The sequence below is a fragment of the Neorhizobium populisoli genome (genome assembly GCF_019430945.1).
Classification (GTDB): Bacteria; Pseudomonadota; Alphaproteobacteria; order Rhizobiales; family Rhizobiaceae; genus Neorhizobium; species Neorhizobium populisoli.
Window position 1 is genome coordinate 132,061 of record NZ_JAHYCB010000004.1, and the last position, 12,676, is coordinate 144,736.

At 61.5% G+C, this 12,676-nt stretch carries 11 protein-coding genes; 5 read left to right on the forward strand and 6 right to left on the reverse strand.

The window, feature by feature from the left end; all coding sequences use genetic code 11:
* Window positions 1-5: 5 nt before the first annotated feature.
* Window positions 6-1,241, reverse strand: coding sequence for a Zn-dependent hydrolase (locus KX729_RS11840; protein WP_219742673.1), 1,236 nt, complete (start codon window positions 1,239-1,241; stop codon window positions 6-8).
* On the reverse strand, window positions 1,238-2,620 hold the full coding sequence (gene ertD, locus KX729_RS11845) for a hydantoin-5-propionate amidohydrolase (protein WP_219742674.1): 1,383 nt from the start codon (window positions 2,618-2,620) through the stop codon (window positions 1,238-1,240). Before ertD ends, KX729_RS11840 begins: the two co-directional genes overlap by 4 nt.
* Before the next feature lie 167 nt (window positions 2,621-2,787).
* On the opposite strand from ertD, the gene KX729_RS11850 reads away from it, so the two are divergent.
* From KX729_RS11850 to KX729_RS11870, 5 genes are all read left to right on the forward strand, one after another.
* Window positions 2,788-3,984, forward strand: a complete 1,197-nt coding sequence (locus KX729_RS11850) for a LysR family transcriptional regulator (RefSeq protein WP_219742675.1) — start codon at window positions 2,788-2,790, stop codon at window positions 3,982-3,984.
* Between the two features lie 212 nt (window positions 3,985-4,196).
* Window positions 4,197-5,039 carry a transporter substrate-binding domain-containing protein gene (locus tag KX729_RS11855; protein WP_219742676.1) on the forward strand — a complete coding sequence of 281 codons (843 nt, stop codon included), beginning with the start codon at window positions 4,197-4,199 and terminating at the stop codon, window positions 5,037-5,039.
* Window positions 5,039-5,797, forward strand: a complete 759-nt coding sequence (locus tag KX729_RS11860) for an amino acid ABC transporter ATP-binding protein (protein ID WP_219742677.1) — start codon at window positions 5,039-5,041, stop codon at window positions 5,795-5,797. Before KX729_RS11855 ends, KX729_RS11860 begins: the two co-directional genes overlap by 1 nt.
* A gap of 9 nt (window positions 5,798-5,806) precedes the next feature.
* Entirely contained in the window at window positions 5,807-6,490 is a 684-nt protein-coding gene (locus KX729_RS11865) for an amino acid ABC transporter permease (RefSeq protein ID WP_219742678.1), read from the forward strand.
* 1 nt (window position 6,491) lies between these two features.
* A complete protein-coding gene (locus KX729_RS11870; protein WP_219742679.1) occupies window positions 6,492-7,154 on the forward strand; it encodes an amino acid ABC transporter permease in 663 nt (220 codons plus the stop codon).
* A 786-nt stretch (window positions 7,155-7,940) separates the two neighbouring features.
* Here KX729_RS11870 and KX729_RS11875 read toward each other — a convergent pair.
* From KX729_RS11875 to chvE, 4 genes are all read right to left on the reverse strand, one after another.
* Entirely contained in the window at window positions 7,941-8,582 is a 642-nt protein-coding gene (locus KX729_RS11875; RefSeq protein ID WP_219742680.1) for an aspartate/glutamate racemase family protein, read from the reverse strand.
* Between the two features lie 133 nt (window positions 8,583-8,715).
* Window positions 8,716-9,909 (reverse strand): multiple monosaccharide ABC transporter permease, encoded by a 1,194-nt coding sequence (gene mmsB / locus KX729_RS11880; protein ID WP_219742681.1) that lies wholly within the window; start codon window positions 9,907-9,909, stop codon window positions 8,716-8,718.
* Window positions 9,906-11,492 carry a multiple monosaccharide ABC transporter ATP-binding protein gene (gene mmsA, locus KX729_RS11885; RefSeq protein WP_246617559.1) on the reverse strand — a complete coding sequence of 529 codons (1,587 nt, stop codon included), beginning with the start codon at window positions 11,490-11,492 and terminating at the stop codon, window positions 9,906-9,908. Before mmsA ends, mmsB begins: the two co-directional genes overlap by 4 nt.
* Window positions 11,493-11,561: 69 nt before the next feature.
* Complete coding sequence (chvE, locus tag KX729_RS11890; RefSeq protein WP_219743113.1) at window positions 11,562-12,620, reverse strand: multiple monosaccharide ABC transporter substrate-binding protein; 1,059 nt, start codon at window positions 12,618-12,620, stop codon at window positions 11,562-11,564.
* Between the last annotated feature and the right edge of the window lie 56 nt (window positions 12,621-12,676).

The window sequence follows — 12,676 nt, forward strand, 5'->3', positions numbered from 1 at the left end:
CTCCTTTATTGCTTATCCAGCTTTAAGACCGTTTCGTAGAGGACCGCCGCACCGAGCGCGATAGCGTCGTTTTCCGCCCATTCCTCCGCCGTGTGGCTGCGCCCTTCACGGCAGGCAATAAAGACCATGGCGGCGGGCGCGACACGACTGATATAAGCCGCATCGTGTCCGGCACCGGAGACCATGCGTCGGCTCGTGGAACCGAGGCCGGCCGTGCTTTCTTCCAGAAGCGCCACAACTTGGTCCGACATCAGCGAAGGCGGATTGTTGGAAATGCGCCGCGGCTCGGCGATATCAACACCGCTCTTCGATGCTACGTCCACGCAAAGCGCAGCCACCGCATCAGCGAAAGTTTCCATCACGGCGGGATCGATGGCGCGCGCATCGATCAGCATCCGCACACGCGACGGCACGACATTGGCGGCATTCGGCTCCATGGAAAACTCGCCGACCGTCGCCGCAAAATGGCTCGGGCCGCGCGACAGTTCCGTTGCGATCCGCTCGATGCCGAGCACGACATGCGAGGCGGCGCTCAGCGCATCGAGGCGCGAACCCATCGGCGTCGTGCCGGCATGGTCCGCCCTGCCCTCGACGAGGATTTCTATGCGGGTAATGCCGGAGATGGCCGTCACCACGCCGATATCGATTTTTTCCGCTTCGAGCACCGGCCCCTGCTCGATATGCAGTTCGAGAAACGCCTTGATATCGTCGCGGCTGCCGATGAAAGACGGATTGCCGCCAACGGCGCTGATGCCCTCGGCCAGCGTCACGCCATCCACCTGCCGCTCCAGCCATTCGGGCGGGCGCAGGCCCAGCATGCCGCGACTGCCGATGCAGGAAACGCCGAAGATCGAGACCTCTTCGGCGAGGAAATCAACAATTTCCAGATCGTGTTCGAGTTCGATACCTGCGTCATTCAGCGAGCGCGCCACTTCCAGCGCGGTGATGACGCCGGCAATGCCGTCGAAACGACCGCCATTCGGCACGGTATCGGAATGGGAACCAAGCATGAGCGTGCCCTTGCTCTCCCTACCTTTGCGAAAGCCGATGAGATTGCCGGCCGCGTCGATGCGCGTTTCCAACCCCGCATCCTTGAAACGGCGGGTGAGATATTCCCGACCTTTCAGGAACATCGGCGTGAAGGCGCGGCGCGTCCAGGGCTTGTCCGGCTCGGTAATGCCGGCCAGCGCATCGATATCTTCCGCGATGCGGTCTGCCTTGACGGGGAGATTGCGGCTCATGCGGCCATCCCTTGCAGCGAAAGGCTCGGCAGCGGCCGGACGAATTTGCCGTTGCCCGGCTCCGCCAGAACCTTCGATCCGTCATAGGCCAACCGGCCGCGCAGATAGGTCGCGGCGACCTTGTAAGGCAACGTCATGCCGTCATAGGGCGACCAGCCGACGACGTTGTTGCCGGTCTTCGACGCGTCGAACACATGCTCTTCCGGCGTCAGCACGGCGATATCCGCGTGTTTGCCGATTTCCAGAGCGCCCTTGATATGGTCGATGCGGAAGTGTTTCGCGGGATTGAGCGCCATCAGCCTCGCGGCCCAGGTGAGCGAGACGCCGCGCTCCAGCGCGCCCTTGACGAACAGCGGCACCATAGCTTCCAGCCCCGGCAAGCCGGAGGCGTTGGCCAGCATGTCCGGATTGGTCTTGCGATCCAGTGACCAGCTGACATGGTCGGTAGAAAGCAGCGTCACATTGCCGGCGGCGACATGCCGCCAGAGCTTTTCCACCTCGGCGCGGGGGCGGATCGGCGGATTGCATTTCGACTTGCCGCCGAGACGCTTGGCGTCCGTTTCGCTGTCGATCGTCAGATAATGGATCAGGCATTCGACGGTGGCGCGGTGACCCTGCGCGCGATAACCGGCGGCGATCTCGTAACCGCGGCCGAGTGAGCAATGCACCACATGCGCCGGGCAGCCGGTGGCGGCACCGATCTCGTAGATTTCGTTCATGGCGAGCAGTTCGGTCAGCGGCGGACGCGACATTTCATGGGCGCGGTAATCGGTAATGCCGGACGCCTTCACCTTTTCCATCGCCCAGCGGACATATTCGTCGTTTTCATTATGCACGCCGGCCGTCAGCCCGGTCGGCGCGATCGCCGCGAAACACTCCGCCATCAGCGGCGCGAAAATGCGCGGAAAACGCTTCGGGTCCGTGCCGAAGGTCGAGAACTTGAAGGCGGCGACACCGGCCTCGACCTGTTCGAGAATGCGCTTCGACCCCTCTTCCGGATCGACCGTGCCGTAAAGCGCGAAATCGACCCGCGCCTGCTCCCCCGCATGAGCCGCCTTGCTGCGCACGGCTTCCGCCGAGCAGACGAGATTGCCCTCGTCATAGGGCATGTCGACGATCGTCGTGACGCCGCCCGCAGCAGCCGTGCAGGTCGACCAGATGAAATCCTCCTGGTTCTTCTGGGAAAGCGAATGCACCTGCGCGTCGATCGCGCCCGGCAGGATCAGCGACTTGCCGAGATCGTGGCGCTCTCTGGCGGCCGGCGCTACGCCCTGACCGACATCCGCCACCAGCCCGTCGCGCACCGCGACATAACCGCCGGGCACGATGCGGTCCGGCAGGACAAGCGTTCCTTTCAGCACAAGATCAAAATCCGACATGGATCATTCCTCCCTGATTGAACGCTTTATTTGGTTCTATGTATCCGGTTATCCGGCCCCGATGAAACCCACGATAGGAGAATTTACAGAGGCGAGGGATATCCCATATCATGAACGAATTATACCAGCCTGCGAGGCTGACAAGTTCTCTGTTGAAAGTTTGGGCAATGGACGTCGCCACTCTTCTGATTGCGCATTACGTGTTGTCGCTCGGCAGTGTCCGCGAGGCGTCGCGCGCGCTGGAGCGACCGGTCGCCAGCGTTTCGGCCGCCCTTTCCCGCTTGCAATCGCATATCGCCACGCCGCTGACGACCACTGTCGGCAACCGCATTTTGACGACGCTGGAAGGCCGGCGCCTTGGCCGCGATCTCTCCCGCGCCGCCGATCTCATCCTTGAAATTGCCTCGCTTTCGAAGACCGAAGAGCCATCGGTCGAGCGCCATGCGGCCCGCATCTCCGTCTCATTACTGGCACTGTCGCGCTTCATCGTCATGGCCCGCACCGGCAGCATTCGCAGTGCCGCAATCGAAATCGGCATCGGCCAACCGCAGCTCACCCGACAGCTCAAAAGCCTGGAAAAGGATCTCGGGTTGACGCTTCTCGTCCGTACCGCGGCGGGCGCGGCGCCGACACCGGAAGGTAAGCAACTCCTGACGCTGAGCGAAGATCTCGAAACCATCTGGCTGAGGATTTCCGACCGTGCCGGAGACCGTTTCCGCCGTGCCAGCATGATGACCAATCTCGGCTCGGTCACGCCGCTTGGTCGCGAAAGCCGTATCGCCCGCATCCTCGCCCTCTTAGCCGCAGAATGGCCTCGCCGCCAGCCGCGCAATCCTCTGTTCATCTCCAGCACCAATGCCGAGGAACTTCTCTCCGGCCTCAACAGCCGGCTCTACGATATCGTACTTCTCGACACTGTGGAGGTTCCGGCGGGTGTCGATCACCGCGTCGTCTCCCGCTCCGGTCTGGCGCTGGTCGGCCCCGCCGATCTGCTGGTCGAGCCGCATGACCTGCGCCGCTTGCTGCTCGGCACGCCGATCGCGTTGCCCAGCCTGAAAAGCGGTCTTCGCCAGAAATTCGTGACGCTGATCGAGGATATCTTGAAGCCCGAGGAACGGGCGCGGCTGTCCTTCATCGAGATCGACTCCATCCCCGTCATCGCCAACCTCGTCATCGAACACGGGCATCTGGCGCTATTGCCACAATGGGCCATATCGGGTCTGGACGACAAGATGGCGGCCATTCCGTTGCCACAGACCTATGACATGCAGCTGTCACTTGCCTGGAAACGCGGCGCGAGCAGCGAAAACGTCGCCGGTCTCGTGCAGCGCATCCTTGCCGATGGCGGGCTGATGGACGCCTGATGATATTTTAGGCTGACCGAACGGAAGCAGCGTTATAAGGCATCCTGTGTTCGGAATTTGGGATATGTCCGAACCCGGCGTTTTCTGTAGCCTTTCGATCAGCATTCGGATTTTCTAAGGCACGACCGGAAAGGCGAATGGGAATGCTTGGAAGCCGCAAGCACGCAGCATAGCGTGCGGCGCCTTGTACTTAAGCACAGAGGGGTTGGACCATGTTTCGCAATACACTCGCACTCATTCTCACTGCAACGGCGATAGGCGTAGCCGCGCCGGCACTCGCGCAGGACAAGACGCCGCTGAAGTCGGCGATCGATGCCACCTTCGCGCCGCATGCCATGCCGAAGGTCTCGGGCGGCCTCGAAGGTTTCAACATCGACGTCGTCGATGAAATCTCCAAGCGCATCGGCCGCAAGATCGATGTCGAAGGCACCCAGTTCGCCGGCCTCATCCCGGCCATGCAGGCGGGCACCTACGACTTCCTGACCGCCGTCGTGACCATCACGCCGGAACGTGCCCAGCAGATGTTGTTCATGGAAGGTTTCGTCGATGCCGACTATCGCTTCCTGACACTGAAGGACCAGCCCGACATCACCAAGCTCGAAGACCTGAAGGGCAAGGTAATCGCCGTGCAGAAGGGCTCGATCTACGAAAAGTGGGTGGCCGACAATGCCGAGAAATACGGCTGGACGTTCCAGTCCTTCGCCACCAGCACGGATGCCGTCCAGGCCGTCATGGCCGGTCGCGCCTATACCAACGTTTCGGCCTCGACGGTCGTCGCCTGGGTGGTCAAGAACAATCCGCGCCTCAAGAACTCCTTCCTCTACGAGACCGGCCTCACCTGGTCCATGCCGACCCGCAACGACCGCGTCGAGCTGCGCAATACGCTCGAAAACGCGCTGGAATGCATGAAGAAGGACGGCACGCTGACCAAGCTCTACGTCAAGTGGTTCGAGGTCGAGCCGAAGCCGGGTTCGTCCACCACGACGATCTTCCCGGGTTACGGCGCGCCGGGCGTGCAAGGTTATGACGCCACCCCGCATGAGCCGAAATGCTGATGAGCTCGTCTCCCGTCGCTTCGCAGGGCTTCCTTCTGGAGGCCCTGCAGATCCGCAAGACCTTCGGCCAGACGGAAGTCCTGAAAGGCGTCGACCTGCAGGTGAAAGCCGGCGAACTGGTCTTCCTGATCGGCCCGTCCGGCTCCGGCAAAAGCACGCTGTTGCGCTGCTGCAATCGGCTTGAAGAGCCGACCGGCGGCACGCTGAAGCTCAACGGCACAGATCTTCTTGCCCGCTCCACCGACATCAACGAGATGCGCCGCAAGATCGGCATGGTGTTCCAGAGCTTCAACCTCTATCCGCATCTCACCGTGATAGGCAATGTCACGCTTGCCTTACGCAAAGTGATGAAGATGCCGAAGGCTGAGGCGGACGCCCGCGCCATCGAGAACCTGAAACTGGTCGGCATGGCGGAAAAGGCTTTGTCCTATCCGTCGCAGCTTTCCGGCGGCCAGCAGCAGCGCGTCGGCATCGCCCGGTCGCTGGCGCTCAATCCGATGATGATCCTGATGGACGAGCCGACATCGGCACTCGATCCGGAACTGGTCGACAGCGTGCTCGAAGTCATCAAGTCGCTGCGCGACCGCGGCATGACCATGGTGATTGCCAGCCACGAGATGAACTTTGCCCGCAATGCCGCCGACCGCGTGGTTTTCCTCGAAAACGGCCTCGTGGTGGAATCCGGCACCGCCGAGCAGATTTTTACGAATGCGCAACACGAGCGCACCCGGCAGTTCCTGCGGCAAGTCCGGCATTAGGACGGCCCAATGGAAACCTGGAACCGCTTCGTTTTCACCTTCTTCAATGCCGATATCGCCTGGCGCTACTGGCCGACCATCGTCGAGGGCCTTTGGGTGACGATCGCCGCCGGCCTGCTGGTCGTCGTGACCGGAGTTACGTGCGGCATGCTGCTGGCATCGCTGCGGACGCTCGGCATCCGGGCACTCAATATCCCGATCATCCTCTTCGTCGATATTTTCCGAGCGCTACCGCCGCTCGCCATCATCCTGGTGATCTTCTTCGGCCTGCCGAATGTCGGTATCGTATTGCCGAGCCTCGTGGTCCTGTGGACCTCGCTCGGCGCGGTGCTAGCCGCCTTTTCCGAGGAGGTCTTCTGGGCCGGCATCACATCGGTGCCGCCCGGCCAGTGGATGGCGTCACGCTCCACCGGCATGACATTCGGCCAGACGCTGTTTCACGTCATCCTGCCGCAGGCGGTGAAACTCGCCATTCCGCCGCTCACCAACCGGACGATCTCGATCACCAAGAACCTGGCGCTCGGCAGCGCGATCGGCGTCAACGAAATCCTCGGCCAGGCGAATTCGGCGCTCTCCATGTCGTCCAACGCCACGCCACTCACCATGGGCGCCTTCCTCTATGTTCTGGTCTTTGCGCCGCTGATCCTGGCCTCGCGGATGCTGGAACGGCGTTATCAGTGGGGAGGCCACTGACATGGATATGCTGATCCAGGAATTCTTCAATTTCCAGGTCATGGCCCGCGTCTGGCCGATGATCCTCGCGGGTCTCATCCAGACCGCCCTGCTCTGCGCCGTGCTGATCCCGATCGGCATTGCCGGCGGCATCGGCACCATGCTGCTCGCCACCTCCAGCCATCGCGCGCTGCGCTGGCCAACGATATTGGCGATCGATTTCTTCCGCTCGTTCCCGCCGCTGGTGCTGATCATCTTCGTTTATGCCGGCATCCCGTTCCTCGGGTTGCAGGTGCCGGCACTCGCCGCCATCAGCGTCGCCTTCTTCCTGAATGCATCGGCCTATTTCGGCGAGATTTTTCGCGCCGGCATGAAGAGCGTGCCGAAGGGACAGGTGGAGGCGGCGCGCTCGACCGGCATGACGGCCGGTCAGACCTTTCTCTACGTGACGTTCCCGCAGGCGGTGCGCAATGTGCTGCCGGACCTGTTGTCGAACACGATCGAATTGGTGAAGCTGACGACGCTGGCCAGCGTGGTCTCGGTGCCCGAACTACTGCATTCCGCCGATCTGGCCCGGTCGCTCACCTACAATTCCTCCCCGCTCATTTTGGCGGCAGGGATTTATCTCCTGGTGTTGTGGCCGCTGGTGCGGATCATCAGCCGGCTGGAGCATCGGTTGCGGTAACGCATGCCGATCCTCCACGCGCGGTATCCCGCCGTGGTCATGTCAAAGATCGGAGAGCCCACACGAATGCGGAACCTCAAGTAGTTTAATAATGGTGGCTCCGCATTCGCGTGGCCTTCGGCGTCTTTTCGGGACTTCCGGTCCCTACAGGTGATTGCCTCGCCTTCTCTGCACGCAGGATCGCTCCTGCGCTTGCACGGCTCAAACCGAACCCGACCTGGCGGCCAGGGGATGCTTGATAGGAACGTCAACGTTTCCGCAGTCGCTCCATGGCTTTCACCTCTTCCACCCTCCCCGCACGTTACGATTCCGATGAAAGCGCCGGCCTCCGCCTGCCCGCGAACGTCTCGCGAAACACTCCGGCAACGGAAGCGAGGGGGATTGTAGGCATGGGTGATGAGGGCGAGGATAAGCGGCAGGTTAAGTGGTTGAAGATGCTTGGGCGACGGCTCTGGTTATCCCCGGTCGCGCAGGGAGGATGGTCAAATTGGCCGGAGTACCCCGCCAGACCCCCCTCTGCCCTGCCGGGCATCCCCCCCACAAGGAGGGAGATTGACTCGCGGGACGACCTTTCGCCTGTAGCTATCGCTTACCGCGCAGCGATCAAAGGCACGGCCTCGTTGGTACGCAGGTATCGAGTTGGCGGTATAACTGGCAACGGCCATTGTTTGGAGAAGCAGGTGCGCCCAGCCAATCTCCCCACCTGTGGGGGAGATGCCCGGCAGGGCAGAGGGGGGTATCACGCGACACGCGCTTTCATAGCGGTGAACAAGTGTACCACTACCGTCATCGAAGCACCTGCTCCAGTGCGGCGCCGACGGCCGCCTGTGTCGGATCGATCACCGGAATGCCAAGCGCTTCCTCCAACCGCGCGCGATGCGCCGGAAAGCCTGAGCAACCGAAGATCACCACGTCCGCACCCTTGGCCTGCAACGTGCGGCCGGCTTCAACGAGCCCGGTGAACAGCGCGTCGTCACCCTCCCCTTCCCGCTTCAGCACCGTTTCGCCAGCCCGCCGATGTTCAACACCAAGCCAACGGAGATTGCGCATATGCCGCGCAATCGAAGCCTCCGACAGCGCGATGACGCCGAAGCGATCCGCCATGCCGATGGCCAAGAGAACCGCCGCATCCTGAATGCCGATCACCGGTGCTTTGGTAAGGGTTCGCGCATGCTGAAGGCCGGGCTGAGCGTAGCAGGCGATGACAACCGCCGCTGCTTCCGGCCGGTTTTTCACCGCCTCGCCGATCTGCAGGCCGCAACGGAGGATATCCTCTTCCGTCATGATGAATTCCGGCCCATCGGCAATACTGAAACATTCGATCTCGGGTCCGCCCGGAATGCGTAACCGATCCAGCCCCCTGTCGATCGCCGCCGTCATCGGCACCGACGAGCTTGGGTTGAGGACAAGAATGAGGGGAGAAACCATGCGAGCCACCTCTGGGAAGACCGGATGGCCATTACGATAACCGACGAGCGGGTCTTCGAGCATATCCCAGAAACGGAACGCCCGCCGCGACGGTTGTCGCAGCGGGCGGTAAGAGAGCGGTCGTGAGCAGCGATTAGCGGCGCTGGTTATAGACGTCGACGCAGACGGCGCCGAGCAGGACGAGGCCCTTGATGACCTGCTGCAGGTCGATACCGATGCCGAGGATCGACATGCCGTTGTTCATCACGCCCATCAGGAACGCGCCGATGACGGCACCCGTCACCTTGCCGACACCGCCATAGGCGGACGCCCCGCCGATGAAGCAGGCCGCGATGACGTCGAGCTCGAAGCCGGTACCGGCCTTCGGCGTCGCGCTATTCAAACGCGCGGCGACCACGAGGCCGGCAAGGCCTGCAAGCACGCCCATGTTGACGAAGGTCCAGAAGACCAGCCGCTGGGTCTTGATGCCGGAAAGCTCGGCTGCCTTGGCATTGCCGCCGACGGCATAGATCTGACGGCCGATCACCGTGCGGTTGGTGAAGAAGGCATAGGCCGCGATCAGCACGCCCATGATGATCAGCACGTTCGGCATGCCGCGATACGACGAGATCAGGTAGGCGATATAGGCGATGATGCCGAACACCACCACATTCTTGCCGATGAAAAGAGCCAGAGGCTCGGTCTCGACACCATGCGACAGATGGCGCACGCGGCTCTGGAAGCTCTGCCAGACAAGGAAAACCGCTAGCAGGATGCCGATGATGAAGGACGTGACGTAGAAGCTGCCTTCAGACGAGATGAGTTCCGGGATGAAGCCGGAGGACAGTTTCTGGAAGCTCGGATCGAACGGGCCGATCGCCTGGCTGCCGAGAACCGTGATCATCAGGCCGCGAAAGACGAGCATGCCCGCCAGCGTGACGATGAACGACGGTATCTTGAGATAGGCAATGAAATAGCCCTGTGCCGCACCGATTATCCCGCCGAGGATAAGGCAGAGAAGGGCCGCGACGCCAAAATCGATGTGATACGGCACCATCAGCACCGCCCCGACGCCGCCGATGAATCCGGCGACCGAGCCGACCGACAGGTCGATATGGCCGGTGACGATGATCATCAGCATGCCGAGCGCCATGATGACGACATAGCTGTTCTGCAGGATGATGTTGGTGAGGTTCAGCGGCCTGAGGATCACGCCATTGGTCAGGTAGGCGAAGATCAGGACGATCGCGAGCAGCGATATCAACATACCGTATTCGCGAAGGTTGTCCTTCCAGAAGCCGGTTCCGCGCTGCTGCGGAGCAGCCGTGGTATTCGACGGGTTGCTCATTGTTCCCTCACTTTGCGGCGCATGATGGCGCGCATGATATTTTCCTGCGTGGCCTGTTCGCCGGCAACTTCGCCGACGAATTCGCCTTCGTGCATCACCATGATCCGGTCGCAGATGCCGATCAGTTCCGGCATTTCCGACGAGATGACCACGACAGCCTTTCCGGCATCCGCAAGTTCGTTGATGATCGTGTAGATTTCATATTTCGCACCGACGTCGATACCGCGGGTCGGCTCGTCGAGGATCAGCACTTCGGGGCCGGTGAACAGCCATTTGGACAGCACCACCTTCTGCTGGTTGCCGCCCGAAAGCTTGCCGGTTTCCTGGTAGACGTTGTGGCTGCGGATACGCATGCGGCCGCGGAATTCCTGCGCCACCTTCATCTCGGCGATATCGTCGATGACGCCGCGCTTGGACACCCCGCCGAGATGGGCGAGCGAGATGTTCTTGCGGATGTCTTCGGCAAGCACGAGGCCGAGCTGCTTGCGGTCTTCGGTGACATAGGCGAGCCCCGCCTTGATCGCCTTGTGGACGTCCGAAAGATCGAGTTCCTTGCCGTGCAGCTTGGCGGTGCCGGTGATATGGCGACCCCAGGAGCGGCCGAACAGGCTCATGGCAAATTCGGTGCGGCCAGCGCCCATCAGGCCGGAAATACCGACGATTTCGCCGGCCCTGACCTTCATGGAGACGTTCTTGACCACCTGGCGCTCCGAATGGAGCGGGTGGAAGGCCGACCAGTTCTCGACTTCGAAGACCACGTCGCCGATCTTCGGCTCGCGCTTCGGGTAACGGCTTTCGAGATCGCGATCGACCATGCGGCGGACGATCTCGTCCTCGTCGACCGGGCCCGCATGGCAATCCATCGTGCCGACAGTGCGGCCGTCGCGCAGAACCGTGATGCGGTCGGCGATTTCGGTGATCTCGTTCAGCTTGTGGCTGATCATGATCGAGGTGATGCCGCGGCGGCGGAATTCCTTCAGAAGCTCCAGAAGTGCCGCGCTGTCCGTTTCGTTCAGCGATGCGGTCGGCTCGTCGAGGATCAGCAGGCGCACGTCCTTCGACAGCGCCTTCGCGATTTCCACCATCTGCTGCTTGCCGACGCCGATATTGGTGATCAGCATTTCGGGCGCTTCGGTGAGGCCCACCTTCTCGAGCAGAGCCTTGGTGCGCCGGCGGCGCTCGTCGCGGTCGATGATGCCGAATTTCGACGGCGCGCTGTGCAAAAAGATATTCTCGGCGATCGACATCAGCGGGATGAGCGCGAGCTCCTGATGGATGATGATGATGCCGAGCTTTTCGGAATCGTTGATGTCGCGGAACTGCCGCTCCTCACCGTCGAAAAGGATCGAGCCCTCATAGGATCCGTGCGGGTAGACGCCCGACAGGACCTTCATCAGAGTCGATTTGCCGGCACCGTTTTCGCCGACAAGCGCGTGGATCTCGCCTTCCTGCACCGCGAAACTGACGTCGGAAAGCGCCTTCACGGCGCCGAAACTCTTCGAAATCCCCCGCATTTCCAGAATCGGCGGCTTTTCTACCGGCGGGATCGGATGCGGGACGGTATTCGTTGAGGGATCAAGCATGACAGCTCCCAGATAACCAAAACGGCGCGGCGGTCTTTGCCGCCGCGCACGCCAACAATTTAAACGACCTTACTTGACCTGGGCTTCCTTGTAGTAGCCGCCGTCGACCAGAATCTGCTTCCAGTTCGACTTGTCAACCACCACCGGCTTCAGCAGGTAGGACGGAACGACCTTCTTTCCGTTGTCATAGGTCTTGGTGTCGTTGACGGTCGGCTCTTTGCCGCTCATCGCAGCATCAACCATGTCGACGGTGACCTTGGCAAGATCGCGGGTGTCCTTGAAGATGGTCGAATACTGCTCGCCGGCAATGATCGACTTGACCGACGGGACTTCAGCATCCTGGCCGGTGACGATCGGCATCGGCTGGCCGCCAGAACCGTAACCGACGCCCTTGACCGACGAGAGAATGCCGATCGAGATACCGTCATAAGGAGACAGGACGCCGTTCAGCTTCTTGTCGGAATAGGTCGAGGACAGGATCGCGTCCATGCGGGCCTGGGCGGTTGCCGGGTCCCAACGCAGGGTGGCGACCTTGTCCATGCCGACCTGGCCCGAACCGACCTTCAACGTGCCCTTGTCGATCAGCGGCTGCAGAACGCTCATCGCGCCGTTGTAGAAGAAGAAGGCGTTGTTGTCGTCCGGCGAACCGCCGAAGAGTTCGATGTTGAACGGACCCTTTTCGGTGTCGGCCTTGAGGCCCTTCACCAGCGAGGTTGCCTGCTGAACGCCGACCTGGAAGTTGTCGAAGGTCGCGTAGTAGCTGACATTCGGCGTGTCGCGGATCAGGCGGTCATAAGCGATGACCTTGATCTTCTGGTCGGCAGCCTGCTGCAGGACGTTGGAGAGCGTCGTGCCGTCGATCGACGCGATGACCAGAACCTTGGCGCCCTTGGTGACCATGTTCTCGATCTGCGACACCTGGTTCGGAATGTCGTCTTCCGCATACTGAAGGTCGACGGAATAACCGCGTTCCTTCAGGATCTTGACCATGTTGTCGCCGTCGGCGATCCAGCGGGCCGAGGACTTGGTCGGCATGGCAACGCCGACGAGGCCCTTGTCGGCGGCGGACGCAGCCGAGCCCATGGCCAGGCCCATCAACATCGTTGCGGTGGCGAGATATTTGAACATTCGCATGGATTGCTCCTCCTTTGCGGCGGCTCCCATCGAGCCCCCGGATTCAGTGT